The following is a 26,926-nucleotide window of genomic DNA, read 5'->3' on the forward strand; positions in this document are numbered from 1 at the left end:
ACTTAGTTGTCACCTTCGCCGTTCTTTTGCTCATCAGCACTATCCTTGGCCGTTGCGTCGTCCTTGTTGTCATTCAATTTTTTAATAGACTGAGGCCGAAAAACAGTGGTGACCCGGCTATCGTCATTATTATCACTACTGGTTGCCAGTAACTGTTCTTTTACCATGTCGTAAGTAATACTGTCACCACGTACCATACTACTATTCTGGCTAATTCTGGCATCGCCCCGCATAGAGATAGTGCGCTTGTTCACTTCATAACGCAATTCGCTGGCCTGGGCGGTAACTTTACTGCCATCATCCATGGTTTGTGAATACTTCGCTGGGTTACCCCTGGCAATCATGACTTCGCGCCCTTCGCCATCTTTAGCGCTCACCTCAACTTCATCGGCTTCTATCGTCAACGTGCCTTGCGTTATCGTCACATTATCCTTGAACCGGGTAACTTTATTTTTACCATCCATCGACTGGGTGCGAGCGTCTACCGTAATCGGTTTTTGAAAATCACCACTGCCAGCTGTTACCGGAGCAACAAAACATAACAGGGCTAACAGGCTAGAGGCCAGGGGAAAAAGTGGTTTGTACATGATCAATCAACTCATACTCTTGCGAGCTAAGGTCGCCTTTTATGCCATTACTGTTTACGACAAACGTTGCTCCGCGGATAACCACTGGCTGATCTGAAAAGAGTGTTTTGTCGTCCAGATTAATTTTAATAAAGTCAGTTTCGATGGTTTTTACAAACGCATCTTCGGTAAAGCTACGTACCCTGACCTGCGATTCTAATTCAATTAAATTGTTGTTATACAGCGTACCCTCATTCGAGGTGACCTGCCAGGGGCTCTGGTCGGCATCCACATATACGGTATATTTAGGTTCTTCAAATTGCACAAAACCCAGCTGATCATAATGTTCCATGGTTTTGGCAAAGACCTGATGGTTCAGGGCCCCTTCTTCATTGTACAAAGTGGTCGTCAGGTTTTTAGCCGTGTAAGCCGGTTTTAGTGCATCATTGCTGTTGCCTGACTGAGTGGCCGTTGGCTCGGTTAACCATACTGGCATATATACCAGCAATACCAGTACAAACAGCGCGGCTATACTGATACCCAGCCGGTTCATATGCTGGCTCCGTGAATACCGTCCAGCTTATCATGGGCCTGGAGAATAATATCGCACAGCTCACGCACCGCGCCAAAGCCGCCAGGCTTGGTCAACACCCAGTTTGCGGCAGCCGTAACCTGAGGGTGAGCGTCTTTCACTGCCACTTTGGTGTCAGCAAACTGATACATACCTAAATCTGGAACATCATCGCCAATTGCGGCCACCTCGGCCGGCGTAATGCCCAGACTTTCACTTAACGTACGCAAAGCTGTGGCTTTGTCTTCTTCACCCTGAATAATATGTTGAACACCCAGCGCCTGCATTCGATTTTCTACAATAGCAGAACGACGGCCGGTAATGACAGCAACTTGAATGCCACTTTTGACCACCGCTTTCAGGCCATAGCCATCGCGGGTGTGGAAGGCTTTTAGTTCTTCGCCGTCGTTACCAAGATAAATCCGCCCATCGGAAAACACCCCGTCCACATCGCACACCAGCAGTTTAAGCTGTTTCAAGCGATTAAAACTTTTCTCTTCCAGCATCCCGTAAAAGGTCACTACATGAGGCATTATAAAACTCCTGCTTTAAGTAACATGTGCATATTAAATGCGCCAATGGGATACCTTTGGTCATCCACGACCATCAGCGCGGTGATACTGCGAGCTTCCATCGTATTCAGCGCCTCTACAGCCAACTCCTGCGGTTTTGCCGTAATTCCACCACGGGTCATGACCTGGTCAATGCCGGTAGTATGAATATCGGTGCGGCTATCCAGTACCCGCCGTAAGTCACCGTCGGTAAATATCCCTGCCAATTTCTTCTGGCTGTCCAGGATGCCGGTCATCCCCAAACCTTTGCGAGAGATTTCCAGTAAGGCTTCGCTGATAGTGGCTTGCTGCGATACCAGGGGCAGGTCCTGCCCGGTAAGCATAATGTCGTGCACTTTTAATAATAGCTTACGGCCCAGGCTGCCGCCGGGGTGGGATAGGGCGAAGTCGTCCGACGTAAAACCGCGGGCATCCAGCAGGGCAATGGCCAACGCGTCACCCATTACCAGCGTAGCGGTAGTACTGGAAGTCGGGGCTAAACCCAGCGAGCAGGCTTCCTGCGATACACTGATATCAAGTATCACGTCGGCGTATTGCCCCAGCGTACTGGAGCGGCTGTTAGTCATGGCGATAACCGGTACATTCAGCCGCTTTACCACTGGCAGTAAATTAATTAACTCACTGGTCTCGCCAGAATTAGAGATAGCCAGGAGCACATCTTCTTTACCCAACATGCCCAGATCGCCATGGTTAGCCTCGGCTGGATGCATGAAAAAGGCAGGCGTACCGGTACTGGCAAGGGTGGCGGCTATCTTATTGCCAATATGGCCAGATTTTCCCATACCACTTACCACAACTTTACCATTGCAGTGAAACAGGATCTCACAGGCGCTGACAAATTCATCGCTTAAACGCGCCGATAGCGCTGCGATAGCCCGGTTTTCAATGTCGATAACCCGTTTTGCCGAAGCTAAAAAGATGTCATGCATAGAGAAGGCCTCACCAGAACAATAATACTTGATAGCCTAAAAAGCACACCAGCAGCAAACTACCTTCAGCGCGGCCTATCTGTTTTTTACCAATAATGCTGAAGCTAAAGAAAAACAGCAGCGCGGTAAGACCAAACATCACATACATATCACGGTGGTAAACATCCGGGTCAAGCGGCCCCGGCGCAATCAGCCCCGGCATACTCAGTACTGCCAGCAAATTAAAGATATTGGAACCGATAATATTCCCCAGCGCTAAGTCGTCCTCACCTTTCATTACCCCGGCTATACTGGCGGCTAATTCGGGTAAACTGGTGCCCAGCGCAATCACCGTCAAGCCAATTACCAAGTCACTAATCCCAAAGAAGCGAGCTATATATACTGCGGAGTCGACAATGTAGTGGGCACTTAAGGGTAATAACAGCAGGCCTACGCCAATCCATAACACGGCCTTACCGGTATGCTCGTTAGACGGGATTTCATCTGTGGTTTCGGCCATCAGAGGGTCAGTTTTTTCTACATGCAACGATAACCACGCCATGCCGGCTAATACAAAAATAAACATGCCGAACAGGAAAAGACCTTCAATATGCGCCAGCTGGCCGTTAAACATGAAAGCCATCGCAATAATAGTAATGACCAACAGCGCTGGCATTTCGCGTTTGAGGGTGGTGGAGGAGACGGTAAGTGGTTTCACCAGGGCAGTGATAGCTAATACCAAACCGATATTGGTAATATTCGAGCCCAGCGCGTTCCCCACCGCGGTATCCGGCGAGCCATTTACTGATGCCATTGCGGAAACCACAATCTCGGGCGCTGACGACCCCATGGCCACAATTGTCAAACCAATCATCATTGGTGAAATACCAATATTCTTAGCCAGTGCGGAAGCGCCATAGACAAAACGGTCCGCTCCCCAGCTCAGGACAATAAGTCCGACCACAAATATGAAAACCTGTAACAGCACGGCAAATCTTAATCGTTTGGAATTTCCCGCGATTGTCTCAGAATATGCCTCTTTTGCCTATGCTTATTGTACTTTAGTCTGGGCTGGCGGGCAGTTAGCCGAGCCGGTTTTAATGAAACTTCTACCAGTATTTCCTGGCCTCCTGCCGTTTTTGCTCGATGCAGAAGTTAACCTGGGGTCATGCGGGGGAGTAGCTATAGCCAGATATATTGTAGATGGTTGGCCATGCCGGCGATTCAGCGCAGTTGCCAGACGTCAACCTGTCCCGCTGTTAAGTGGCGCCCGCGCAGTGGCAGGCAGTTGATATAATTGAATTATATGAATATTCACGGCGGCTTTGTAGTGAACAAGCCGGGGAACTTTGTGGCATAATCGGCGCACGCTAAAAATGACAAATAGTCCATCTTTTGCAATAAACCTCAAGCTGGCGCGGTCATTGCTCATAGAACGTATAATTATGAACGTATAAATATGAACGTATGAATTTACCCCCATCATTCACAACAGATGGTTCAAGGCGATGGCGTGTGTGCCCCAGCCTACCGGCAATAGGTTATTGTGCATAAGCGGCAAGACATAAGCGGCAAGACATAAGCGTCTAAACATGAGCGACTGGGCAAATGACGGGATATAAGTGACTTAGCCCCCGTGACGGAACATAGTTTAAAGGGGATGGGTCATAGAGCGTAGGTTTAGTATAAACAACTGCGCTGGGCAGTGTGACATCATAGCGAGTGATCAGGGTAAGAATACGGCGGTGAGTACTGGCTGCTTCACCATCATAGTGACCAAACATGATTCGGCTTTTTCGAACATAACTTGTAACTATTTCTTTTTGGATGGGGTGGGAAAAAAGCGTACAATGCACAAACTACACTGGTCAGTAAACTTTTTAATTGCAGCATCTTCACCAGGCTCAACGGCCGGCCGAGATAGCGGGCAACCGGTAAGGACCCACAAATTCTGGTATGGATAATTTAGTCGATATAGACAAAATGACCTTCAGGCGCGGTGGGCGAGTTATCTACAACGATATTTCGCTTAACGTTCCAAAAGGCAAAATCACCGCAGTAATGGGCCCCAGTGGTATTGGTAAAACCACATTGCTGCGCTTAATTGGCGGGCAATTGACCCCAGATCAGGGGGATATTCGGTTTGATGGCAAATCGATAGTGGCCATGAATCGCAGCAAATTATACGAAACCCGGCGGCGTATGAGCATGCTGTTTCAAAGCGGGGCGTTGTTCACCGATATGAATGTTCACGATAACGTGGCGTTTCCGCTAAAAGAGCATACCCGCCTGGCGCCTGACGTGATTGACACTATTGTGGCGTTGAAACTGCAAGCTGTCGGCTTACGCGGAGCAGCCAAACTTATGCCCAGTGAATTATCTGGCGGGATGGCGCGCCGGGCTGCATTGGCCAGGGCTATTGCTTTGGATCCGGACCTGATTATGTACGACGAGCCCTTCGCCGGACAGGATCCGATTTCCATGGGGGTATTGGTTAAGCTGATTCGCCAGCTCAATGATGCGCTTGATGTAACCAGTATTGTGGTCACCCATGATGTTACTGAAGTGCTGACCATTGCCGATTATATTTATATTTTGGCTGACCAAAAGGTTATAGGGCAGGGCACCGCTGATGAAATACGTAACAGTGAGTCGCCGTTGGTTCAGCAGTTTTTAAAAGGTGAGGCAGATGGGCCGGTACCATTTCATTACCCGTCTGACAAACTCGAAGACGCCTTATTTGGAGACGTGAAATGAATCCGATTCAGGCATTAGGCGCTAATAGTATCGCGAAAGTCGCGGCAATAGGCCGGGCCGGACTAATGCTGATTGGCGCCATCTTTGCGTTGCCAAAGCTTAAAAATGTCCCTCTGACTATTCAGCAAATTTATGTGGTCGGGGTACAGTCTTTACTGATTATTGTAGTGTCAGGCCTGTTTATCGGCATGGTAATGGCACTGCAAGGATATACTATCCTGGTCGACTATGGCGCGGAAGGCAGCCTGGGGCCGATGGTTGCGCTGTCGCTGTTACGGGAACTGGGGCCGGTGGTGACCGCCCTGTTGTTTGCGGGCCGGGCAGGTTCTGCACTAACTGCGGAAATAGGCTTGATGAAAGCCACAGAGCAATTATCTAGCTTAGAAATGATGGCAGTAGATCCGTTACGCCGGGTAGTCGCACCGCGCTTTTGGGCCGGGCTTATCTCTATGCCATTGCTGGCTGCAATATTTAGTGCGGTAGGTATTTTGGGCGGCCACGTGGTTGGCGTCGACTGGTTGGGTGTTGATGCGGGCAGCTACTGGTCGCTGATGCAGTCGTCGGTAGAATGGGGTAATGACGTCGGTAACGGCATTATAAAAAGCCTGGTATTTGCCTTAGTTGTAACCTGGATTGCCATATTTAAGGGGTATGATTCCACACCCACCTCAGAGGGAATCAGCAAAGCGACCACTCAAACCGTGGTCTTTTCATCATTAGCGGTACTGGGGTTGGATTTCATTTTAACCGCCCTGATGTTCGGAATTGAGTAGGGGAACAAAATGAACAAATATAAAGCGGAACTCATGGTTGGGGTTTTCGTCTTATTGTCGATAGGTGCTTTGCTGATGCTGGCCCTGAATGTGGCAAATCAGACAATGTCTACGAAAGGTGATACCTACACGCTGTACGCAAAATTTGACAATATCGGCGGGCTAAAAGAGCGCTCGGCGGTGAAAGTAGGCGGGGTCACTGTAGGTCGGGTTACTTCCATTACGCTGGATAAAAAAGATTATACCCCGGTGGTAGAGCTTAGCATTATCAGCAAGTACAGCGAATTTCCGGAAACCAGTTCAGTGTCTATTTTGACCTCTGGTTTGCTGGGCGAACAGTATGTTGGCTTTCAGCCCGGCTTCTCGTTTGATGGTATCGCTAATTTGCAGGATGGTGATTATCTGCAGGACACCAAATCAGCATTGGTACTAGAAGACCTGATTGGACAGTTTTTATTTAGTCGTGGCAAAGACGAAGACTAACCGTACTGCCGTGACGTTACCGAATTTGACATCTTAGGAGATATCCGTGAAAAAATTATCTGCACTATTTGGCGTGGCGATGCTGCTGACTGCCAGCGTTACCCAGGCCCAGGAAGTTAACGAAGAAAATCCGTATGCCATGATTAAACAAGTGGCGAACCAAACGTTTAGCCGGATTAAAAGCGACCAGTCTTCTATAAAAAATGACCCTGAAGAACTGCGTAAAATTATGAAAGAAGAGCTGCTTCCCCACACTGACTATCAGTTTGCCGCCTTTAAGGTATTGGGCAAACATGCTACGTCAGTGCCACGGGAAAAGTTATCTGAGTTTGTTAAGGTGTTCCGTGAATACCTGATTACCACTTACGCTGTCGCAATGAGCTATTATGACAATCAGGAAGTGATTTTTGAGCCGGCGACGGATGTCGATGACAAAACTTATGTCGTGGTACGCGCCATTATTAAAGATCCGACCCGTCCTGAGATTAAAGTTGCGTTTAAAGTACGTAAAAATAACAAAACCAACGAGTGGAAAGCCTTCGATATGGTCGCTGAAGGCATCAGCATGTTGGATAGCAAGCGTAGCGAATTTGAGTCGATCATCCGCCAGCAAGGTATTGATAAAGTGATTGCGCTGATGGAAGAAAAAATTGAAAACCCGCTTGAGCTGAAAAAAGAAATGGAACAGAAAAAGGACAACGCGTGAGTCTGTTTCAGGTCAGTAGCGACTCGGTAATAAGTGTGCACGGTCATCTTGACCGTGAAACGCTTAGCGATAACTGGTGGTCAATACTGTCATCCAAGCAACAACAACAATTGCAGGATAGCGGCCAATGTACGTTTGATTTAGCCGACGTTGAGCGGGTGGACAGCGCCGGACTGGCATGGTTAATCAATGCTATACGGGATGCCCGCCAACACCAGATAAAGGTGCGCCTGACCGAAGTGCCGCATAAACTACTCAAACTGGCTAAAATCAGCGACGTCGATGGCCTTTTGCCTGTAGAATAGCCACAACGTTAACAAATAAGAGCAACGAAATTTATGGATGTAGCTGAGATTGAAGCGATCTTAAAAGATGCCCTTAACCTGACAGAAGTACACGTGAAGGGTGACGGTTCACATTATTCGATTATCGCAGTGAGCGATGAAATTGCCCAATTGAGCCGGGTTAAGCGTCAGCAGGCTATTTATGGCCCGTTATCTGACAAAATTGCCGATGGCAGTATGCATGCTATTTCAATTAAAACCTTCAGTGAAGCAGACTGGCAGCGCGAGCGTCAGTTCCATATTCCGCAATAAATCAGGCCCTTTAAGTGGATAAATTAGTCATTAAAAAATCTCCCCCGTTGCGCGGTGATGTGCGTATCTCCGGGGCTAAAAATGCGGCTTTACCTTTGCTGATGACGGCGCTGCTTACTGATAAGCCATGCCGGTACACCAATGTCCCTGCGTTACGAGATATCAATACCACCACGGCCTTGTTAGCGGAACTTGGGGTGAAAGTTTCCCGCGAGCAAAACGAAGTACGTCTGACTGCCGATGCCTTAAGTAGCGTCACCGCCTCATATGAGTTAGTGAAAACCATGCGTGCGTCGATCTTGGTATTAGGGCCTTTATTGGCCCGCCATGGTAAAGCAAACGTATCGTTACCTGGCGGCTGTGCAATCGGCGCCCGCCCTGTCAATTTGCATTTGGCTGGCCTGGAGCAGATGGGTGCCAAAATAGAAGTTGATGAAGGCTATATACGCGCTCACGTCGAGGGTCGCCTGCAAGGGGCTCGTATATTCATGGATATGGTAAGTGTCGGGGCCACGGAAAATTTGATGATGGCGGCGGCATTGGCTGAGGGCGAGACCATCCTGGAAAATGCTGCCCGCGAGCCGGAAATTGTCGATTTAGCCAACTGTTTGAACCAAATGGGGGCCACAGTAACCGGCGCGGGTACCGACAATATTCATATTCAGGGTGTACCTGAACTTACGGGTTGTGATTACCGGGTATTACCTGATCGCATTGAAACCGGCACATTTTTAGTTGCTGCTGCTGTCTCTGGGGGCAAAATTCGCTGCCTGGATGCTGCCCCCGATACATTGGATGCGGTATTGAATAAGCTTCAGCAGGCGGGGGCCAAAATCACCTGTGGGGATGACTGGATAGAGTTGGATATGGAAGGCCGTAAGCCAAACGCTGTGCAGGTAAAAACGGCCCCCCACCCCGCGTTCCCTACAGATATGCAGGCTCAGTTTGTCACCATGAACTGTATTGCCCAGGGGACGGGCGTGATCACCGAAACTATTTTCGAAAATCGTTTTATGCATGTGCCTGAATTGCAACGAATGGGGGCTGAAATTGCATTGGAAGCTAATTCCGCCGTCTCCAAAGGCAGTTCGCGATTGAAAGGCGCCCCGGTTATGGCTACAGACCTGCGAGCATCGGCCAGCTTGGTTATTGCCGGGCTGATTGCAGAAGGTGAAACCCATGTAACGCGCATCTATCATTTGGATCGCGGGTATGAGTCTATCGAAGCTAAGCTGAGCGGGCTGGGTGCGATTATCTCACGGGAAAAAGAATAGCCGCTAACTTACGTTATGGGGCCTTGGCGGATATTTAGCTTCCGTTAATTGCACTATTATGCGGGTAGCGCAGCACAAACTGCGCCCCGCTTAATCGCTCGCTGTCGGTAACAAAACAGCTTCCCTGGTGCCATTGTTGAATGCGTTTCACAATGGCCAGTCCTAATCCTGCCCCCCTCTGACCCGCGACCGATGCGTATCTGGTCGATAAAACGCCGCAAAGACTTTATCCCGGTTGGCCACATCTACCCCTTCGCCGTCATCATGCACCCGTAAACTGACGTAAGCGCCACCTATTTCTATGTCAATTAGGACCCGCGAACGAGCATGCCGATAAGCATTGATCAACAGGTTTTCAATTGCGCGTTCAATATAATAAGCATCGCCCAGAATAGCAGCTTCACTGGCAACCACTGAGACGGTTAATTGACGTTCATTTCGTACCGCCAATTTTTGCACCAGCTGCCGGCTGATGGCGGCCAGTGGTAATACCGAAATATTCAGCTCTGGCGGGCTACCCTCGGTACGCAGATAATCCAGCATTTCCTGAACCATCCGGTCCAGCTCTTCTACATCATCTGACATTGCCTGCCACTGCGTAGAAGGGCCGCCAGCAGACGCCGCTAAGGCAAATTTGAGGCGGGCTAAAGGTGTGCGAAGTTCGTGAGCTACCGCTCCGGTCATCTCTTTATGTTGCAGCAGCAACTCGTTTACCTGGGTACTTAACCGGGTCAAGGCTTGCGCAATACCACTGAGGCGGGAGCGGGCCGGTAAAACTACCGGGGCTATCGTACCATTGTGCTCGGCCTGTTCCACCGCCTGCTGTACCAGATGCAAATCGCGCCAAAGGGGCCTTAACCAAAGGGCAATCCATACACCCAACAAGGCAAAGAAAGAGCCACTGTAAAGCCACCAGGACCCGCTTGAGGTGAGGCGATGCGCCAGCGCTAGCTCAATCAGGGTACCGGATTCAGTCTGTCGGTATAATAACGTATGGGTATCGTCGTACAAGGTCACCACCTGGCCTTGCGCCAGTGCGGTTCTGGACTGGGCCGGCCAGGCAATTAAATCAGTTGGAATAAATCGGGCGGGTATTCCGGAATGGCGTAAATCATTTAACAAGGCAGCATCGGGCTTAGCATGCTGTAGCGCTATGCGGGTAGCGTCGATACCCGGCCCCGGCGGCTGGGCATTAAAAAACAGTGCATCCAGTAACGCGGTACTGGCAATCAGCGCAACGGCTATCCATAGATATAAGCTGGCAAAGAGCCTTGCCATCAGTCCCAGGCCTCGGCCACAAAAAAGAAGCCCTTTCCCCAGATAGTTTTTATGCGAAAGGGATTGCCAGGATCATCTTCTAGTTTTTTACGTAACCGTGAAATCCGCACATCGGCAGAACGGTCTAACCCATCATACTCGCGGCCGATAATGCGTTCATAAATAGTATTGCGGTCAACCACGTCGCCAGCATGACAGGCCAATAACCACAGCATATCAAATTCATGGCTGGTCAGTTTAATCGGGCTATTCGCCAGTTTCACTGAGCGGGCGGGCTTATCGATGACCAGGCTACCAAACTGTAACCGAGCGGGGCTATCGTGAGCTAGAGTAGGCGGGCTGCCAACCCGCCTAAGCAGCGCTTGTACCCGGGCCAATAGCACGCGCGGCTCAACCGGTTTGGTAATATAATCATCGGCACCTATCTCCAGCCCCATAACGTGGTCCAAATCGTCTCCGCGCGCCGTCATAAACAGTAGCGGGCCCCGGTAAAATTGTCGAAGCTGACGACATAGCCCGAAGCCATCAAGCCCCGGTAGCATGATATCCAGAATGATCAGCTCGGGCGGGTGCTGGCTGACCAGGGGTACCAGGTCACTACCTTCTTCCAGGCTCGTCACATCATAATGAGCCTCCTGCAAAAAGTCAGTTACCAGTGTACGCAAGCGATCATCGTCTTCTACCAATACAATACGTGGCTTCAAAATAATCTCCATGGACTGCGAACCCGGGGGCGGTGTGTGTCACGCCGCGCTTTTATTTGCAGCACCTTTCTGATAAGTTCCCGGCCATCCGGGGTGCTTACAGTGAGACGACCAGCCGCTTCGAGCGCTACATCCAAGGTAACGCGAGCGGGCAATCGGGCCCAGCATTGGCGCTGTTTGCCGTTAATCAGCACACATGCCGGTATAGCGGCCGGCGGGTTACTATGATACTCAATGGTGATAGTCATGTTACAGGTGCTGTGAGTCGTATCGGCAACACATATCTGCGGTGCCACGGACCAGTGCAGCGCCGCCGCTGCACTGGTATACGGCAACCAACCCAGCATTACTATTACCCCAAGTCGCTGCAATCTGTTGCTCCGCTAAAAGTGATAGCTAAGGCCCGCGTAGGCGCTGAATATGCCATTTTTATCCACTACAGGGCTGTCAGTCACCGTATCCGAAAGTGCCGTATAGCGAGCAAAAACCACCACGCCCCAGGCGGGCGATAAAGCATGCGTAGCGGTAATGTCCAGCGCAGGACGAAAGCCGCCTGCGGGCCGGTAATGATATTGCGGCGAAACGTTATCTCGGTTATCGATACCGTAATAATATTGATTGAAATGCTGACTATACCAGCTCACCATGGCTGTGGCGCTGACCTGCCAGTAAGGTACCGGTAATTGCATTTGATATCCCGCTGTAGCCAGGTAGCCATCATGCGTGCCACTAATATCCCGCTCAATACTGAAACTGACGCGTGAGGCTGCATATTCGTAAACCAGACGGGCCCCCGCGTGCACTGCATAATGGCGCGAGGCCAACTGCTGCGCTTGCACATCGGGCGTTGACGCAGGCCGGGCGGCACTATTAAACGGTAAAAAGGGTACCGTTATGTCACTAATGGCGTGGTTATCAAATAGCTGAGCTTCACGGTTATACGTTACATAGGCTTGTGCCGAGCCACGCTTATCAGCACTATCCCAAATAAACCCGCCTGCTTCGGTGTTATCGAGATAAAATGTGCTGCCGTACCATGCGACATCGGCAATCAGCCACAACGAACGGTTAGCAGCCCCCCTCACAGGTGAACTTACCTGCCCATGTCCGGCGGCTATACCCAATTGCCAGGCCGTGGCGGGTGTCGGCTGAGAATAACTTGCGCTATCTTCAGCGGCGCCCACATAGCACGCCGCTACAGCCAAAAACAACCAAGTGAATCGGTACAAGTGTCTACATCTTATAGGTTTTTGTGAATCATACTCTGCAGTTTACCAAATAAACCGGCTTAGCAATCTCACAAGTAACAAATCGTCACATTTTTATGCCATCGTTTCGCGGGCAAATTCGATAGACTTGATTATTAACAAGTTCAGCGACAGAAATTGGTCAGCACTGTGAGCTAATTATGCTGAACCAGAACAAATGTTACGAGAATGTTTATGGGTGGTGAGGATAGAGTGTAGATCGGCGGTAAATTAAGCAAAGTATCTACATTTTTGATTCAAAGGGTGCATCTGCAAAAAAATAAAGTATACTTTCGATAATCTTCAACCAGAGTGTCGGCAAGACTGTCGGTCACATGCATGTTGACTCCGACCCTGGCAGGAAGCCGGTGGATAAATATCGGCAATGGTTGTTGAGCAGATAAGAATGATAGAGGTTGAAACAAACGTATGCAGGGAAAAGTTGGTTTGAATTACGTTAGTCGTCAGTTACGTCCATATTTGGCATTACGCCATTCTATTCCTACCGTTTTGTTTGCAATGATGGTATCTACCATGTTGTTTATTGGCGAGCCGCCGTATGCTATGGCCGACAACAATAATGACGAAGGTATGAAAACAGCCCAGCGCGATAAAATGGAACCAGCCCCTAAACGTATCCGTCGCAACGCCAACAACACCTGATTGTTATTCTTCTTTATACTCCTTTTTAACCACATGTGATCTGTTTTATCATCACAGAGGCAAACTATGTGTGGTGCTAACAATAACCCTCAATATAGACTTTAATTCCCCTGCGCGGTGCTTCGGCTTTACTCCTATCAAAGCTATCGCTACTCGTGTATCTCGCGGTTTTATTGTCCCAGCGTTTTTGCCCACGTATTGAAGTGTTGTATGGGGCCCCGGCTTTATCTATGCTGGCTCCGCACCGGTTAAAAAATGGGCGATAAATAACGGCCGCCTAATTTTTTTACGCTTAGTTGGCGAATGCATGCAGGCCTGACGAGTTTGTTGATTACGGCACGAGCGACAAGAGCTGAAGGTATGCCAGACGCAGGGATAGATGGCCTTCGGGCAAAAAAACTAAAGCAATTGGGTAGTGGACGATAGGGGGCGGGGGGTACCAGCGTGAAGCATCTATTTACATAACCTGTAGTTTAGGTTTTAGGGAAACATCAGATTTGTAGCCTATGAGGAACCACCCAGCTCGGCGACGGTAACGGAGATATCGAGCCTTTCACCGTTACGGCTAATTTCCAGGTCGAGGGTCGTGCCAGGCTTGGTTTCTGCAATCATATCCAATGTTTTAGAGGCACTTTCCAGCGCCACCCCATTGATTGCCATTATAATGTCGTTAGGCCGTAAACCTGCTTCTTCAGCCGGGCTTTGTTTAGCCACGGCGGTAACAATAACGCCTGGGCGGCCACGTATTTCACCCCCAATAAAGCCTAACTGACCACGGACCACTTTACCGCTGGTGATAATTTCATCCATTACCCGGCGAGCAAGTTCGTAGGGCACGGCAAAATTGATACCGTCTACGTTACGTACCCCGTTGCGCGAGTCGCGCACCTGAAAATTAGCGTTGGTGATACCCACCAGGTTGCCATTTGAATCGACTAGCGCGCCACCGGAATTTCCCTGGTTTAATACCGCATCTGTTTGGATGAAGTCAACAAAATTGGATAAGCCATTGCGCCCTGCGCGGCTCACCATACCGTGTGTTACGGTTTGCCCCAGATCGAATGGGTTACCAATGGCCATTACCATGTCGCCTACTTCTACATCGTGGCGTTCGGGCTGGGGTATCTGATGCAGGTTTTCACCTTTTACCTTCAACACGGCTAAATCAGTGTATTGATCAGTACCCACAATTTGGGCTTCTAAAATTTGACCATCTTGTACTGCTACTACAATACTATCGGCATTTTGTACCACATGATTACAGGTCAGAATATAGCCGGACTCGGTCATAATAACGCCGGAGCCCAGACTGGTACGCTCCCGCGGGCGGCTGCGATAAACTCCCACATCGTTCTCAATGCTGACGCTGTAGATATTGACCACGGCAGGGGCTGACCGACTAATCGCATCCCGGTAGGTTTTGCGCATAGCAGTACCGGACTGCTCGCCCAGCCAGGGGAGAGTAAACCCTTCACCATTACGCAGATTGGGCACCAAAAACAGCATTAAGCCGGCTACAAAGATACCCAGCACTACCGATTTAACTACAAACGAAAAAAATTGCCTGCCTGCCACAGTGAGTTCTTATTTTTAGCGCCTCCAAAAAGGGGAGGGAGGCAGAATTTAATGTTATCGCAAAGAATAACATTGATGAAAAAGATTACCAAAACAATCTCCCCGCCGATGTCTGTCATAGGGTAAATCTTTGTATTTATTGACGATGGTATAGAGAGGTTCACGCTACTCAAGGCCAATATAAAAGAAAAGCCACTGCATGGAGTGGCTTTAAATAGAGATTAAATACGTATAGCGAAAAAGCGCTTAAAAGCCTAGCGTATCACCAGGTATAGGGTTGAGCTGCCGCGTTTAACATTCAGGGCTATCACCCCCTGGGCTTCTTCCAACGCGCCTCTGAATTCCGAGATAGTGGTAGTACGGGTCCGGTTAACCCCCACAATAACGTCCTCAGGCTGTAAACCAATACGCGCTGCTGCGCTTCCGCGCTCCAGTTCGGCGACCTCAACCCCGGCATTGCCTGCCGCGTCTTCACCGTTAGTCAGCTCTGCACCCTCCAGGGCTGGGTGGATTTGTGACGCCGTAATTTTAGAGGCGGTGGCATCGTCTAACACCACGCTGAGTTTTTCAGTATCGCCTTTACGCAGAATAGTCAGTTCGACTTCAGCGCCGGCCCCCATACTGGAGATACGGGCGGCCAGTTCGCGGAAACTGGTAATTTTGCGGCCATTAACAGCGGTGATGATATCACCCGCTTGTAAGCCGGCCTTTTCTGCTGCTGTCTCAGGCTGCACTTCACTGACAAATGCACCTTTATTTACTTGCGACTCCATGGCTTCGGCCAGCCCAGCGTCCACATCGCTACCCAAAATCCCCAGCAGACCACGGCGTACTTCACCGAACTCGGCAATTTGATCTACCAGGCTTTTCATCATATTACTGGGAATAGCGAAACCAATACCTACGTTGCCCCCGTTAGGCCCGAAAATAGCGGTGTTAATACCAATAAGTTCGCCGCGTAGGTTGACCAACGCGCCACCGGAGTTACCTCTGTTGATGGCGGCATCAGTTTGGATAAAATCTTCATACCCGCCAATATTGAGCCCTGAACGCCCCAGCGCACTAACAATGCCGGAGGTAACAGTTTGAGATAAGCCAAAAGGGTTGCCGATAGCGATAGCGTAATCACCCACACGAATTTCATCAGAGTCAGCAATCGCCAGCGCGGTTAAGTTATCCGGATCTATTTTGAGAAGCGCAATATCGCTTTGATCGTCAGCGCCGAGCTTTTTGGCTTTCAACTCTCGTCCGTCTTTAAGTTTAACGGTAATTTCATCAGCATTTTCAACCACGTGATTATTGGTAACCACATAGCCTTTTTTGGCATCAATAATAACGCCCGAACCCAGCCCTTTAAATGGCCTTTCCTGCACTTGTTCCTGAGGGCCACCAAAAAAGTATCTAAACATTTCAGGGACTTCACGGCGTGCCGTTTGAGTACCTTCAACGGCTATACTCACCACCGCCGGCGTAGCTTCTTCAAGCATGGGCGCCAGCGAGGGCATTTCCTGTTTACTATCACTAAAAAACGGTAACCCAGCCTGAACCGGGGCAGTCATACCCCACACGCTGGCAATGACGACAGAGGCTACAGCAGCCTGACGAAAAGACTTTTTCATGTTCGCTAACACTCCTCAGGTTTATTGCGAAATGTTTAATTCCCCAACACAGACACAAAAAAAGTGCAAAAAGTTCTACTTTTCATCCTTTTGTGCGACAGATTGACCAGGCGAGCCGACAAACAAACCAGAACTGGCACTGGCAAAGTCTTTTGGCTGGGTACCCGAAACGGTCTGAATTGAGGCTTTTTCCCGACCTTTAATATTATTGCGCAAATAGGTTGATGCCTGTTCACCATAAAATGGCACAGAATCATCCTCCGTTCCCTGCTTCAATAATGCTTCATATTCTTCAACCTGCTTACGCAATGTCTGACACTGGCTTTCAATAGCCTCCACGGTTTGGCGAGTCTGATGAAAATGATGCTCAGCCTGTTGGGCCATAATCTCTTTCACATTCTGTTCGGCCTGTTTGGTCGCTTTACTGCCACCTTCTTTCGTGTACACATAACGGGCACTGAAAAAGCCGATGATCAAGCCCACTACTAATAAGGCAAGAGGAATTAACACATCCATTTAAATCTCCGAAAATACAATCAACCATCTGATACCGAATGTATCGTGAGGTATTACTTAATACTACTGCCGACTATACCAAGTTCATCGATGCTTTGTGTACTCATTTGCACCCGGTAAAACGAGCCTGACGTAACTGGATTACTAAAGCGCGTAGCCAGAGCATAAAAAATACCCGTGTTGTGAACTTTTTAAGCGGTTATCGAATAAGGTATGATAGGTGCTGGAAGTATGCCCACATATAGACACTCGTTGCCGCTACTACCTACCCTTTCATTTCGAAAATTATGTCCATCTGCGGGCTTTTTCAAGCCGCCCGTGGAAGTAGTGGCCTAAAAAGTGTAACAACGACCCTACAAGTTCAGGAGTATCAGGTAAAGATGACACCATGGGAAAAGTATCAGGACGACCTGAAAGCGCCTGATTTTCTTCATGATTCCGCTCAGGAAAACGCCGTTAAGGCACTCCAGCGGTTATATGATGAGTTGCTCGAAGACAAACCGGCAGGCAAACAAGGGCTGGGCGCCAAAATCAGTAGCTGGTTTAAAGATGACGATACGGTCACACCGGTTACCGGTTTGTATTTTTATGGCGGGGTGGGACGCGGTAAAACGTATTTAGTTGATACGTTTTACGACTGTCTGCCAATCGACAAAAAAATGCGGGTGCATTTTCATCGTTTTATGCACCGTATACATGATGAGCTCAAACAGCTGAAACAGGAATCGGATCCGCTAAAAAAAATTGCTGATAAGTTAGCCAAAGAAACCCGGATTATTTGTTTTGATGAGTTCTATGTATCGGATATCACCGATGCGATGATCCTGGGGACGCTGATGCAGGAATTGTTTGGGCATGGGATTACCCTTGTCGCCACCTCTAACATCGAGCCGGACAATCTGTACAAAAACGGTTTACAACGCGCCAGGTTTGTACCGGCCATTGAACTGATTAAACGTTATACCGAGGTAATGAGTGTCGATAGCGGAGTAGATTACCGGTTGCGCACCCTTGAACAGGCCGAACTGTACCATCACCCGTTAGATGAAGAAGCTTACGAGAACCTGCACACTTATTTCGCCCAATTGGCGCCTGAAAAGGGCACTGAAGGTGAAATGATTGAAGTGAATAACCGTAAATTAAAAACCTGTTACAACGCCGATGGCGTGGTGATGATCGAGTTTAAGGAAATTTGCGAAGGGCCGCGTAGCCATAGCGATTATATCGAGTTGAGTCGATGCTATCATTCTGTACTGGTAGCCAACGTTAAACCCATGGGGCAAAACAACGACGACACCGCGCGACGGTTTATCGCCATGGTTGACGAATTTTACGAGCGACATGTTAAGCTGATTATGTCAGCGGCCGTGCCAATGGATGAATTGTACAGTGAAGGCCGGCTGTCATTTGAGTTTAAGCGTTGCCTGAGTCGGCTAAAAGAAATGCAGTCGCATGATTATTTAGCAACCGAGCACTTACCCTAAAGCCCTGTTCAGCAGGGCGCTTTGTGGGTAAACTTCACTAAAAAGAAGCGAACGTTGCCGTAAGCGTAACGCGCAGTCTTGGTAATATAAGAGAAAAACCAATGGGTAGAGCATTCGAAGTAAGAAAAGCAGCCATGGCCAAAACGGCAGGCGCAAAAACAAAAGTATTTTCAAAATACGGTAAAGAGATTTACGTTACAGCGAAAAATGGTGGGGTGGATCCTGAAACTAACCTGTCACTACGCCGGTTAATTGATAAAGCGAAAAAAGATCAAGTTCCAAGCCATGTTATTGATAAGGCCATAGATAAAGCCGCTGGCGGCACCGGCGAAAACTATGAACCGGCCCGTTATGAAGGTTTTGGCCCGGGTAACTGTATGGTTATTGTGGATTGCCTTACCGACAATGCAAACCGAACCATCACCGATGTGCGTAATTGCTTCACCAAAACCGGCGCCAAAATTGGTGGTCCCGGCGCTGTATCGCATATGTTTGACCATCAGGCAGTTTTTCAGTTTGCTGGTGACGATGAAGACGCCGTGCTGGAAATATTAATGGAAGCAGACGTGGATGTTACAGAGGTGGAATGTGAAGAAGGGAAAATTACCGTCTACGCCCCACATACCGAATTTAACAATGTCAAAACAGCGTTAAGTGCAGCATATAGCGACCTGACGCTGGATACCGAAGAAATTACCTTTATTCCGCAAACCGAAACGGATATCAGCGAAGAAGACCAGCCCATGTTTGAAAAATTCATGGACATGTTAAATGACTGCGATGATGTGCAGGATATTTACCACAACGCGGTAGTGCCTGAATAAACCGTCGCCTTTCCTGTTTCCAGTTGAGCCCTCTTTTCAGAGGGCTTTTTTGTGCCGGCCGCGCGATAAGGAGTTAAGTCTGGCGTATTGAGCCGGTGGCTGCAACCGGTGGCGCTGCAGAAGGTGCAGTGGCTGGCAGAAAATAACCCTGCTGAAAAAAATAAAAACAGAGAATGTAGCGCATTGCTAGCTATAAAAAGTAAAACTTGTTATAGCTAGCTAGTGGTAACGAAGACAGAAAAACAGGTAGAAAGAAAGATAAACGGTACCAGCCTCAGCGGTACGGTGGAGGCTGCAAAAAACAACGCAAAGGTAACCAGAATGGCACTATTGAGGGTAAAATGGCTACTGGTATTGTTGCCAACGATAAGTTTGCTCTGGTTTAGCAGCACCCTTGTGTTGGCAGGCTATTTTTATCCTGGTTATAGTCATGTACAACAATTTATCAGTGTATTAGGCGCCACTGGCGCACCCTATGCTGGCTATGTTAATTATCTCGGCTTCCTTCCCACGCAAATACTATTACTTGCTTACTTTGCTATTTGCTATGTGCACATACCGCATACCAGGTTAAACCGTCTTGCCCTGCTTTTTTATTCGGTCTATGCCATTACTCTCGCGGTGGCGGCGTTTTTCCCCTGCGATGCAATGTGCCAACCTGAGATCCCCTCACGGGCCCACACAATACACATAACATCCGCTTCCATAGGCTATATTTGCGGCATTATTGCCACACTTTGTCTCACCCTCGGCTGCGTTTCGTGGACCAGGCTGAAGGCGTTCAAGCGAGTAGGTTTTGGCGTAACAGTACTCATTGGGATAGCATTAGTCACTATCAACCCAGATACCGGCTACGCAGGGGTGAGTCAGCGTATAGTCGAATTCACCCTCTTTCTATGGTTTATTTTCTGGGGAAATTGCTTACGTCGGAATACGACTGAAAAAATTTCAGCTGCATCGTAGGTTACCAAGTTATTGAGCACAAAGGATACGCAAGACCCATGTGGCGCATCGCCCTAGACGTTCCTATCTGTTTATTCCGGCACCGTTGCGTGTAGCGGCTCACCACCTCGCCCACGCAATAGCAAGCCAAGCCTAATTGAATGAAGATCAGCTCTTTAGAATGAGCTTTTTAGAACAAGTGCTTTAAAAGACTTAACCTTCAGGCTAACCTTTACTGGCCTTACAAAGGAAATATAGAGCGTACTGGGTATTACATAGTATGGTTGTGGATACCGGCGATAACGATGGTCACCAATTTGCGCTATTTACGTTAAAGTTGCGCTAATTATCTTCGCCCATGATAATTAGCATTACTATTAATAAACAATTTGCCTTAAAGAGCCCTTTTTATGGGAATTATTCTGGTTATAGCGCTGATGTTAGTACTTTTAATAGCCCAGGTGTGGATGTTTAAGCGGCTGGGTAAGTATCTTGCTAAGACGTACCCGGATGAATGGCATTCCCTGGCTGAGAATTCCCTTGGCACCCCCGTCTCGTCAGTTTCCAACGCCAACTTGAGCAAATCCCTGGAGACCGGCTATTTTTCTACCCTGCAAGATAAGCAAATCGTGCAGTTCAAGCGCTTCAAAAAAGTGAATGTAGCCTTAGGCCTGGCTATTACCGCGGTAGCGGTAATGCTTGCAATGAAGTATTAATCTTTATAAATCAACGCCTAGTTTAAACACATGGATACCGCCATTATAAAGCGATCCGGCAATGTTAGCCCAGCCTGCAACTGACCTCCACGGCGCTACGCCTATCACTATCGGCCGCCGCAGCTGAAGTGCCCTAATTCGGGCGCGCCACGCCCATATCTTGTTTAATTGGCGCATGCCAAGTCATGGGGCTTTGTTTCAATGACCTTCGAAAGTTAATGAACTTTAATCAGTATAAAAACTGATTAATACAAGGTGTTTAATACGAACGATTTATGTCGCGATAACAAAGCGGGCGTTAACCCGCATTTTATTGTCTGGCAGCTATCGTAAATCGTGCTGGCCTAGGGTAGAATGCGCCCCGGAGTTGGCCAGGCAATCGCCGCTTTCTATTTATTAGAAAGGGGAGGAAAGTCCGGGCTCCATAGGGCAGGGTGCCAGATAACGTCTGGGCGGCGCGAGCCGACGACAAGTGCAGCAGAGAGTATACCGCCTAAGCACGCAAGTGCCGGTAAGGGTGAAAGGGTGCGGTAAGAGCGCACCGCGCGGCTGGCAACAGTTCGTGGCACGGTAAACTCCACCCGGAGCAAGACCAAATAGGATCCCATTACGTGTGGCCCACATGGGGATCGGGTAGGTTGCTTGAGCCAGTGAGCGATTGCTGGCCTAGAGGAATGATTGCCTCAGACAGAACCCGGCTTATCGGCCGACTCTTTTTTTCTGTTAACCGCTTGAATCTCAAGCGGTTAACTTAAGAAAAACCGCATAGATTATTGCATATAAACCGTAAGAATAATCGCTCACATAATTTCTGTAAAAAGCAGTCCTCACCATTGTTGTAGTTAAACGGTCTGAAAGGTTTTATGAGCTACTCAGCGCTGCCTTTACTATTCTAGGATTGACCCTTCGACCAATTACCGCGCCTTATCGCGGCGATAACCGTATCCCATTTCAACCCGGAAACTCAGCGTATTTTCAGATATTAAATCAATAATTATACGCAACACTCTATTCTCTGAATGAGCGATTAAAATAGATATTTCAATCCTGAGTATCCTTATATAGCTGTTGATGTTGATTTAGTACAACTGTAAAGGTTCTTCTGGTATCTTGAGCATAATATTGCTGGAAATTTAAGACACTAAAAAGGATTATTGCTAACAAGCGCAATACCTTTAGGATAACTTGGCGAGTAAACGTCTCGTGTATCAGGGGCCAGAAGACGTAATCTAATTGTATCTAAAGACAGCAAGTTACTTGCGCCAGAAATGGAAGGGAAAGCTGCTGATGAGGTTAATCTTTGTTGAAAGCAATAGCGTGATACAGACCATAGGGTTGTTGATAATATTGTGATGGCGCCTCTAAACCCGTCCCAACATAGTATAGCAATAAGAGTCTTTAACGCAGCAAAGTAAGCGAGTTATTATGGTGAATAACTCATCGAAATACTTACCCCGGGTGAGGTAAAGCGGCTCTCGTATATAGCATTCAGGGCGTTTAAAGTAATCGTTTTACGCGGAAGCCGTCGCTGGTCAACGTTTATCTAACTGTTCAATAACACGAGTAAATCTTCCCAAGAAAGAGGGCGCGATAAATAGTAACCTTGTGCCCAATCACAACCGTTTTCTTTCAAATAGGCCAGTTGGGCTTCGTTTTCTACACCTTCAGCGATGACGCGGAGCCCGTAGAGTTTAGCTAAATTTTGAATGACCATAACCATCTTGTTACGTGCCTCACGCTCTGAAAAAAGGTCGTTGACAAATGAGCGGTCAATTTTTAGGCAGTCAGCAGGGTAATGTATTAATTGGCTAAACGCAGTAAAGCCAGTACCGAAATCATCTAGTGCTAAAGAGATACCAAGCTTATTTAACGCTTTCAAGGTTTCCACACAGGTTACATCACCGGCTACAAATGCGGTTTCAGTAACCTCTAGTTCTACGCTTTCGGGGGCGATGTTATAATAACTTAGTAAGTGCTTTACTTTGGCAGGAAACGCTTCATTGTGAAGCTCAACGCCCGAAATGTTGATGCAAAACTTACCCTTAAATTTATGTTCAGTTTGTAAGATTAATAAAGCTTGTAAAGCGTTATTGATAACCCACAGATCTATATCCTTAATTAGACCGCTTGCTTCTGCTACAGGGATAAATTGGTCAGGCCCAATTCCTTGTAATTCGGGGCTTTCACAGCGAAGCAGCACTTCCACAGCCGCGATAGTATTATCTTTACAGTCAAATATAGGCATGTAAACCAGAAAAAAGTGATGTTCACTCAATGCTAGCCTCAGACCTTTTTCAATCAGTTGACGCTGGCGCAGCGTTTCGGCAATATTCTGAGTAAAAAACCTAAAACCATTACGTCCGTTATGCTTGGCGTCATACATTGCTACATCAGCTTGGTGAAGTAAGTCGGAAGGTTCGGTGGCATCATCGGGGTACACCGCAATCCCGATACTTGCGTAGACCATATGTGTTACATCATCAACTTTAAACCCCCCATCGAAAATCTCTAAAATACGGGTGGCCACGATACTGGCATCAAGCGGCTCTTTAATGTTGGGTAACAACACAACAAATTCATCACCGGCCAGCCTAGCTAAACTCTCAGGCTGTGGTTTTAATAACTGATCGGTAGGCCGAATTGCTTCCCACAGCCGCTCACTAAACTTAAGTAGCAGTCGGTCGCCAACTTCATGGCCATGTTGGTCGTTAACCTGTTTAAAATTATCCAAATCGATATACAACAAACCGATACGTTGTTTATCTTTTTTAGCTCGCGTTAGTATTCGCTTCAAATTAGTTTTGAAACTCCATCGATTGGGTAAGCCGGTCAGCGTATCGTAATAAGCTAATTTACGGATATCATCATCATGAAGTTGCATAATCGTTTGGTAGGCCTGTTCCTCCGAGCGAAGAGCGGCTAGACATATAGCGTTTAAGGCCAGCATAGTTAGCATAAAACGAATTGCTTCAATAAATGAGTAGCTAGTCATCAACAAGCTTGCCAAAGGGGTAAATAACAGCGCTATACTGGCCACGCTGAAAATACCGAACATGAACACGGCAGGCCAAAATCGATTAATAAAAAGGTTGATAGCCACGATGGGGTAAATCCAGAGCATTCCGGTATTACTCTTGCCACCTGTTATTAATAAGCTCATAGACAAGATAAAAAGAATACCACTGAGGATCCTAGCGGCATACTCGACGTTACCCGTGCGCTTTAGAATATAAAGATTCACCAAGCCGACCAAGGCGTTAAGCATTAATATGCTGCCAAGAAAATAGGCTCCATTAACTAAGCTTAACCCACCAAAAGCTCCTAGGAACACAACGCCTAGTATGGTTAAAACTTGACAGAGTCTATAACGCCGACGATGTCGTACGGCAAGCATTTCTTGTTGGCCAGCTGTGGTTTCTCGGGTGTAAGTCATACGAACTAGAATTCTTTTAATGAAGATATTAAGCTAAAACTACTGTACGGATTTATTATTGTTAATTGAATGTTTCTTTCACACTATGTGTGCTCAGAATAGACACCATATATAATCTATACAACAAACAGTTTTTTATCCAGTCTCGTAATTATTAAATTTAATCTTCTAAGAAGCATATGCGTTTTTAGTAAGGTTACATCTCCCTAAGTTCTCCTTTAAAAATTATACATAGGAGTAAGGATGTATACGCTTTCTGGATTTTTATATTATTATGTGCCCAACACTTTCATATTCTTTAAAATGGAATATGTCTGTAGGATATCGATTCTCTTTGCGCCGAATCTGTTGAGCTATGATTAAGATAGTAATAGGGCGGGATGAGTTTAAGTTGAAGTGAGCTTAAATGACATTCTACTTATAAATGATTCTGGATATCATATTCTGTAGTTAATTTTCAATGTGTAGATAATATCGAATTAGCGTTGTATTAATGTGAATCACTGGGAAAATTGATTTCTGGTGGATTTACATGAAAATTAGATTCAAGCTAACTCACTTTCCTTAACTTTATCCTGTTAAATTTTAAATTAGCATATTCTTATTTTTTGTATGATCCTGGAGTGAAATTACAAATCACACTGGGTAAAAAGCTTACATTCTATATGGATTAAGGGCTAAACGTTTAGCGTCTCAACTATAGTGGTTGATGAATATATAGGGTATTGATGGTAGCGGGTTATAGATTTGTCAGAAGCAGAGTAACGGTAAGCTAGTCTGACAGTTGCTATACCATAGGATATTTTAACATGCTAAGAAGTACTTTTTGAATATCAGTAATTGAAATCGTCGGGCAACAGCATCTGCGCGTTTAATTGAATAAACATAAAGAAAATTGGCAGGTGCTAAGTTTTCATGAAACGTGCGAGTACTGAAATTTATGCAGTCTTTGGGTTATTAACGCTAGCCTGTCGGAACATTGCATCGGCCTAACACAGTCAGCCGCTAGCTGCGGCTGACTACTACCGTATTGCCTTCCTGATAATCAAATTTCAGCGCGAAGTTAGTGGCCAGTGCATCGAGCATGGTCGGTACATCCTGCGTGTAAAATAAACCGGCTACCCGCTGACGGGCGAGATCTTCATTTGGTATCTGAAATTGCCAGGTGGTATAGCGGCTTACCTGCGCTAATACATCCTTTAACAGTTCGCCCCTGAAAATTAGTTTGCCGGTACGCCAGGCTAGCCGCGCTTCCAATTCGGCGGGGGTTATCCGTATAGGCTGTTCAAGGCCGGCGGCGGTCAGGCGAGTGTTGTCGCCCATACTCACTGCAGCCGCGGTGGCAGGTAATTGTACATCACTGCGGTGTAACAGCTGCTCGGTATTTACCTGGCTGTTAGCCACTCTTACCCGGCCTTCGGTGACCAGCAAATTCACCTCAGATGCAGAAAGCTGAACGCTAAAAGCGGTACCTACTGCTTGTATCTGCTGGCCATTAGCTAATACGCTAAGCGGACGGCTGGCATCTTTGGCCACCTCAATATGCAGCTCGCCGCGGTGTAACTGCAATACGCGCTGATTCGCTGTATAGGTAACATCTACGGCAGAGTCTGTATTAAGCCATAACCGGCTACCGTCGGGTAAGGTGACTTCGCGAAACTGGCCTACCGGCGTGGTGAAAACACCAAGCTTGTTCACCTGCAATACCGCGGGGCGGTCGGGCGTTAGCCACTCAAAGCCGCCAAAGCCAGCTAGCAGCACTACTATCACCGCCGCCGCGGCCGCCCAGGGTGCTAGTTGGCGCGTACGTTGTGGTTTACCGGGGCTGGCAGGAAACAATTCAGCCAGTTGGCTAAGTGCATCCATCTTATCCCACAGGGCTGCCATCTCCAGCAACACTGCACGGTGCCTGGGTTGTTCAAGCCATTGCTTCAACTGTATTTTCTGAGTGCTATCAAGACCTTCATCCATACGTACCAGCCAAACACTGGCAGTATCTAACAGGTGCTCATATTCATTTAGCTGAATAACCTTTTGGCGCGATTTATCATCCATGGTGCCCCCGGTTTTCAGCGCTATCGGTGGTGGCGCCTACTTTGCGCATGTACAAGGTGCAGCGCTTGATGCCCTGTGCAATATGTTTTTCCACGGTTTTTTCACTTATTGCTAGCTCTGTGGCAATTTCCTTAATGGAATAGCCATAGACTTTTTTCAATACAAAGGCGCGTCGACATTGCATTGGAAGGGCTTTAACGGCATCGCAAAAATGGCCGAATTCTTCCTGGCTGGCCGACTGCTGCCTGGGTTCGTCGCTGTCGTATTGTAACTGGCTTATCTGATATGCTTCGGTGTCTGCATCACTATCCACCAATCTGACTTCGGCCCGTTTCAAGTGGTCATAAGCCAGATTACGGGCCGTCCGATACATAAAAGATCGGGGCTCGCGAATATGGTCGGTAGACTTTGCCTGACACAAACGTACGTAAGTATCCTGCAAAATATCATCCACCTCTTTAGGCGGCACAAGCCTGGACAACATCCGCGCAATCCCTGAGCGGGTGGCCATAAAGGCATCGTGTATTGTTTTATTCACCGGCATAATATTATTCTTGTTGTTCCTTTACCTAGACGAGCGAGCAGCGAAAAACCCGTATTCGGGTATTTGCTGAGTGTAGCATTGTTTGTTAATTAAATGTGTTTGATACTTTACTCCAGTTTT

At 47.7% G+C, this 26,926-nt stretch carries 26 protein-coding genes, 1 other RNA gene and 1 pseudogene; 13 read left to right on the plus strand and 15 right to left on the minus strand.

The annotated features are described in order from the left end of the window. Window positions 1-2: 2 nt before the first annotated feature. From lptA to D0Y50_RS03265, 5 genes are read right to left on the minus strand one after another with little or no spacing between them, the layout of a single operon-like run. Window positions 3-587, minus strand: coding sequence for a lipopolysaccharide transport periplasmic protein LptA (gene lptA / locus D0Y50_RS03245; protein WP_108565413.1), 585 nt, complete (start codon window positions 585-587; stop codon window positions 3-5). Next, window positions 556-1,119 (minus strand): LPS export ABC transporter periplasmic protein LptC, encoded by a 564-nt coding sequence (gene lptC / locus D0Y50_RS03250; protein WP_117315472.1) that lies wholly within the window; start codon window positions 1,117-1,119, stop codon window positions 556-558. Before lptC ends, lptA begins: the two co-directional genes overlap by 32 nt. Next, window positions 1,116-1,670, minus strand: a complete 555-nt coding sequence (kdsC, locus tag D0Y50_RS03255) for a 3-deoxy-manno-octulosonate-8-phosphatase KdsC (RefSeq protein WP_108565411.1) — start codon at window positions 1,668-1,670, stop codon at window positions 1,116-1,118. Before kdsC ends, lptC begins: the two co-directional genes overlap by 4 nt. Continuing rightward, window positions 1,670-2,638, minus strand: a complete 969-nt coding sequence (locus D0Y50_RS03260; protein WP_117315474.1) for a KpsF/GutQ family sugar-phosphate isomerase — start codon at window positions 2,636-2,638, stop codon at window positions 1,670-1,672. The genes kdsC and D0Y50_RS03260 overlap by 1 nt, the downstream gene beginning before the upstream one ends. 10 nt (window positions 2,639-2,648) lie before the next feature. After that, entirely contained in the window at window positions 2,649-3,605 is a 957-nt protein-coding gene (locus D0Y50_RS03265) for a calcium/sodium antiporter (RefSeq protein ID WP_117315476.1), read from the minus strand. Window positions 3,606-4,573: 968 nt separating this feature from the next. Here D0Y50_RS03265 and D0Y50_RS03275 point away from each other — a divergent pair. The 7 genes from D0Y50_RS03275 (at window position 4,574) to murA (ending at window position 9,206) form a co-directional block, all read left to right on the plus strand. Beyond that, on the plus strand, window positions 4,574-5,374 hold the full coding sequence (locus tag D0Y50_RS03275) for an ATP-binding cassette domain-containing protein (protein ID WP_108565408.1): 801 nt from the start codon (window positions 4,574-4,576) through the stop codon (window positions 5,372-5,374). Further along, window positions 5,371-6,147: a lipid asymmetry maintenance ABC transporter permease subunit MlaE gene (gene mlaE / locus D0Y50_RS03280; protein ID WP_108565407.1), complete on the plus strand. Its 777-nt coding sequence runs from the start codon at window positions 5,371-5,373 to the stop codon at window positions 6,145-6,147. The genes D0Y50_RS03275 and mlaE overlap by 4 nt, the downstream gene beginning before the upstream one ends. A 9-nt stretch (window positions 6,148-6,156) precedes the next feature. Then, window positions 6,157-6,630, plus strand: coding sequence for an outer membrane lipid asymmetry maintenance protein MlaD (mlaD, locus tag D0Y50_RS03285; protein WP_108565406.1), 474 nt, complete (start codon window positions 6,157-6,159; stop codon window positions 6,628-6,630). 79 nt (window positions 6,631-6,709) lie between these two features. Further along, complete coding sequence (locus tag D0Y50_RS03290) at window positions 6,710-7,336, plus strand: MlaC/ttg2D family ABC transporter substrate-binding protein (RefSeq protein ID WP_108565813.1); 627 nt, start codon at window positions 6,710-6,712, stop codon at window positions 7,334-7,336. Continuing rightward, window positions 7,333-7,641 carry an STAS domain-containing protein gene (locus tag D0Y50_RS03295; protein WP_117315481.1) on the plus strand — a complete coding sequence of 103 codons (309 nt, stop codon included), beginning with the start codon at window positions 7,333-7,335 and terminating at the stop codon, window positions 7,639-7,641. The genes D0Y50_RS03290 and D0Y50_RS03295 overlap by 4 nt, the downstream gene beginning before the upstream one ends. A gap of 33 nt (window positions 7,642-7,674) precedes the next feature. Next, window positions 7,675-7,932: a BolA family protein gene (locus D0Y50_RS03300; protein ID WP_108565404.1), complete on the plus strand. Its 258-nt coding sequence runs from the start codon at window positions 7,675-7,677 to the stop codon at window positions 7,930-7,932. Window positions 7,933-7,946: 14 nt separating this feature from the next. Beyond that, window positions 7,947-9,206 (plus strand): UDP-N-acetylglucosamine 1-carboxyvinyltransferase, encoded by a 1,260-nt coding sequence (gene murA, locus D0Y50_RS03305; RefSeq protein WP_108565403.1) that lies wholly within the window; start codon window positions 7,947-7,949, stop codon window positions 9,204-9,206. A 34-nt stretch (window positions 9,207-9,240) separates the two neighbouring features. Here murA and D0Y50_RS03310 read toward each other — a convergent pair. From D0Y50_RS03310 to D0Y50_RS03325, 4 genes and pseudogenes are all read right to left on the minus strand, one after another. Continuing rightward, window positions 9,241-10,484 (minus strand): annotated as a pseudogene (locus D0Y50_RS03310) (ATP-binding protein). Then, window positions 10,484-11,188, minus strand: a complete 705-nt coding sequence (locus tag D0Y50_RS03315; protein WP_232366443.1) for a response regulator — start codon at window positions 11,186-11,188, stop codon at window positions 10,484-10,486. The pseudogene D0Y50_RS03310 and the gene D0Y50_RS03315 overlap by 1 nt, the downstream one beginning before the upstream one ends. Further along, window positions 11,185-11,535, minus strand: coding sequence for a DUF3019 domain-containing protein (locus tag D0Y50_RS03320; protein ID WP_117315486.1), 351 nt, complete (start codon window positions 11,533-11,535; stop codon window positions 11,185-11,187). Before D0Y50_RS03320 ends, D0Y50_RS03315 begins: the two co-directional genes overlap by 4 nt. A gap of 36 nt (window positions 11,536-11,571) precedes the next feature. After that, window positions 11,572-12,417 carry a MipA/OmpV family protein gene (locus D0Y50_RS03325; RefSeq protein ID WP_170145440.1) on the minus strand — a complete coding sequence of 282 codons (846 nt, stop codon included), beginning with the start codon at window positions 12,415-12,417 and terminating at the stop codon, window positions 11,572-11,574. Window positions 12,418-12,864: 447 nt separating this feature from the next. Between D0Y50_RS03325 and D0Y50_RS03330 the strand changes: the two genes are divergently transcribed. Then, complete coding sequence (locus tag D0Y50_RS03330) at window positions 12,865-13,098, plus strand: hypothetical protein (protein WP_108565398.1); 234 nt, start codon at window positions 12,865-12,867, stop codon at window positions 13,096-13,098. Window positions 13,099-13,602: 504 nt separating this feature from the next. Here D0Y50_RS03330 and D0Y50_RS03335 read toward each other — a convergent pair. The 3 genes from D0Y50_RS03335 to D0Y50_RS03345 form a co-directional block, all read right to left on the minus strand. Then, complete coding sequence (locus tag D0Y50_RS03335; RefSeq protein ID WP_408640676.1) at window positions 13,603-14,673, minus strand: trypsin-like peptidase domain-containing protein; 1,071 nt, start codon at window positions 14,671-14,673, stop codon at window positions 13,603-13,605. Window positions 14,674-14,927: 254 nt separating this feature from the next. Continuing rightward, window positions 14,928-16,292 carry a DegQ family serine endoprotease gene (locus tag D0Y50_RS03340; protein ID WP_108565397.1) on the minus strand — a complete coding sequence of 455 codons (1,365 nt, stop codon included), beginning with the start codon at window positions 16,290-16,292 and terminating at the stop codon, window positions 14,928-14,930. Window positions 16,293-16,367: 75 nt separating this feature from the next. Continuing rightward, window positions 16,368-16,808, minus strand: a complete 441-nt coding sequence (locus D0Y50_RS03345; protein WP_108565396.1) for a ZapG family protein — start codon at window positions 16,806-16,808, stop codon at window positions 16,368-16,370. 380 nt (window positions 16,809-17,188) lie between these two features. Here D0Y50_RS03345 and zapE point away from each other — a divergent pair, with 380 nt between their 5' ends. The 5 genes from zapE (at window position 17,189) to rnpB (ending at window position 21,492) form a co-directional block, all read left to right on the plus strand. After that, window positions 17,189-18,292 carry a cell division protein ZapE gene (gene zapE, locus D0Y50_RS03350; protein ID WP_117315491.1) on the plus strand — a complete coding sequence of 368 codons (1,104 nt, stop codon included), beginning with the start codon at window positions 17,189-17,191 and terminating at the stop codon, window positions 18,290-18,292. Between the two features lie 101 nt (window positions 18,293-18,393). After that, a complete protein-coding gene (locus D0Y50_RS03355) occupies window positions 18,394-19,116 on the plus strand; it encodes a YebC/PmpR family DNA-binding transcriptional regulator (RefSeq protein WP_108565394.1) in 723 nt (240 codons plus the stop codon). Window positions 19,117-19,338: 222 nt separating this feature from the next. After that, window positions 19,339-20,079, plus strand: a complete 741-nt coding sequence (locus D0Y50_RS03360) for a DUF998 domain-containing protein (RefSeq protein ID WP_117315493.1) — start codon at window positions 19,339-19,341, stop codon at window positions 20,077-20,079. Window positions 20,080-20,468: 389 nt separating this feature from the next. Continuing rightward, window positions 20,469-20,774: a hypothetical protein gene (locus D0Y50_RS03365; protein WP_108565392.1), complete on the plus strand. Its 306-nt coding sequence runs from the start codon at window positions 20,469-20,471 to the stop codon at window positions 20,772-20,774. A 363-nt stretch (window positions 20,775-21,137) separates the two neighbouring features. Then, window positions 21,138-21,492: RNase P RNA component class A (gene rnpB / locus D0Y50_RS03370), an RNA gene on the plus strand. Window positions 21,493-22,317: 825 nt separating this feature from the next. Here the strand turns inward: rnpB and D0Y50_RS03375 are convergent. The 3 genes from D0Y50_RS03375 to D0Y50_RS03385 form a co-directional block, all read right to left on the minus strand. Further along, complete coding sequence (locus D0Y50_RS03375; RefSeq protein WP_117315495.1) at window positions 22,318-24,207, minus strand: putative bifunctional diguanylate cyclase/phosphodiesterase; 1,890 nt, start codon at window positions 24,205-24,207, stop codon at window positions 22,318-22,320. A 1,005-nt stretch (window positions 24,208-25,212) separates the two neighbouring features. Beyond that, window positions 25,213-26,262: a FecR family protein gene (locus tag D0Y50_RS03380; protein WP_108568108.1), complete on the minus strand. Its 1,050-nt coding sequence runs from the start codon at window positions 26,260-26,262 to the stop codon at window positions 25,213-25,215. Next, entirely contained in the window at window positions 26,255-26,806 is a 552-nt protein-coding gene (locus tag D0Y50_RS03385; RefSeq protein WP_117315498.1) for an RNA polymerase sigma factor, read from the minus strand. The genes D0Y50_RS03380 and D0Y50_RS03385 overlap by 8 nt, the downstream gene beginning before the upstream one ends. Window positions 26,807-26,926: the final 120 nt, after the last annotated feature.

It is taken from the genome of Salinimonas sediminis (genome assembly GCF_003429285.1).
Classification (GTDB): domain Bacteria; phylum Pseudomonadota; class Gammaproteobacteria; order Enterobacterales; family Alteromonadaceae; genus Alteromonas; species Alteromonas indica.

Bases quoted from the DNA above. Each gene is read 5' to 3' on its own strand.
- lptA (WP_108565413.1), bottom strand. From the start codon at position 587: ATGTACAAACCACTTTTTCCCCTGGCCTCTAGCCTGTTAGCCCTGTTA.
- lptC (WP_117315472.1), bottom strand. From the start codon at position 1,119: ATGAACCGGCTGGGTATCAGTATAGCCGCGCTGTTTGTACTGGTATTG.
- kdsC (WP_108565411.1), bottom strand. From the start codon at position 1,670: ATGCCTCATGTAGTGACCTTTTACGGGATGCTGGAAGAGAAAAGTTTT.
- D0Y50_RS03260 (WP_117315474.1), bottom strand. From the start codon at position 2,638: ATGCATGACATCTTTTTAGCTTCGGCAAAACGGGTTATCGACATTGAA.
- D0Y50_RS03275 (WP_108565408.1), top strand. From the start codon at position 4,574: ATGGATAATTTAGTCGATATAGACAAAATGACCTTCAGGCGCGGTGGG.
- mlaE (WP_108565407.1), top strand. From the start codon at position 5,371: ATGAATCCGATTCAGGCATTAGGCGCTAATAGTATCGCGAAAGTCGCG.
- mlaD (WP_108565406.1), top strand. From the start codon at position 6,157: ATGAACAAATATAAAGCGGAACTCATGGTTGGGGTTTTCGTCTTATTG.
- D0Y50_RS03290 (WP_108565813.1), top strand. From the start codon at position 6,710: ATGCTGCTGACTGCCAGCGTTACCCAGGCCCAGGAAGTTAACGAAGAA.
- D0Y50_RS03300 (WP_108565404.1), top strand. From the start codon at position 7,675: ATGGATGTAGCTGAGATTGAAGCGATCTTAAAAGATGCCCTTAACCTG.
- D0Y50_RS03320 (WP_117315486.1), bottom strand. From the start codon at position 11,535: ATGCTGGGTTGGTTGCCGTATACCAGTGCAGCGGCGGCGCTGCACTGG.
- D0Y50_RS03330 (WP_108565398.1), top strand. From the start codon at position 12,865: ATGCAGGGAAAAGTTGGTTTGAATTACGTTAGTCGTCAGTTACGTCCA.
- D0Y50_RS03340 (WP_108565397.1), bottom strand. From the start codon at position 16,292: ATGAAAAAGTCTTTTCGTCAGGCTGCTGTAGCCTCTGTCGTCATTGCC.
- D0Y50_RS03345 (WP_108565396.1), bottom strand. From the start codon at position 16,808: ATGGATGTGTTAATTCCTCTTGCCTTATTAGTAGTGGGCTTGATCATC.
- zapE (WP_117315491.1), top strand. From the start codon at position 17,189: ATGACACCATGGGAAAAGTATCAGGACGACCTGAAAGCGCCTGATTTT.
- D0Y50_RS03355 (WP_108565394.1), top strand. From the start codon at position 18,394: ATGGGTAGAGCATTCGAAGTAAGAAAAGCAGCCATGGCCAAAACGGCA.
- D0Y50_RS03365 (WP_108565392.1), top strand. From the start codon at position 20,469: ATGGGAATTATTCTGGTTATAGCGCTGATGTTAGTACTTTTAATAGCC.
- D0Y50_RS03375 (WP_117315495.1), bottom strand. From the start codon at position 24,207: ATGACTTACACCCGAGAAACCACAGCTGGCCAACAAGAAATGCTTGCC.
- D0Y50_RS03380 (WP_108568108.1), bottom strand. From the start codon at position 26,262: ATGGATGATAAATCGCGCCAAAAGGTTATTCAGCTAAATGAATATGAG.
- D0Y50_RS03385 (WP_117315498.1), bottom strand. From the start codon at position 26,806: ATGCCGGTGAATAAAACAATACACGATGCCTTTATGGCCACCCGCTCA.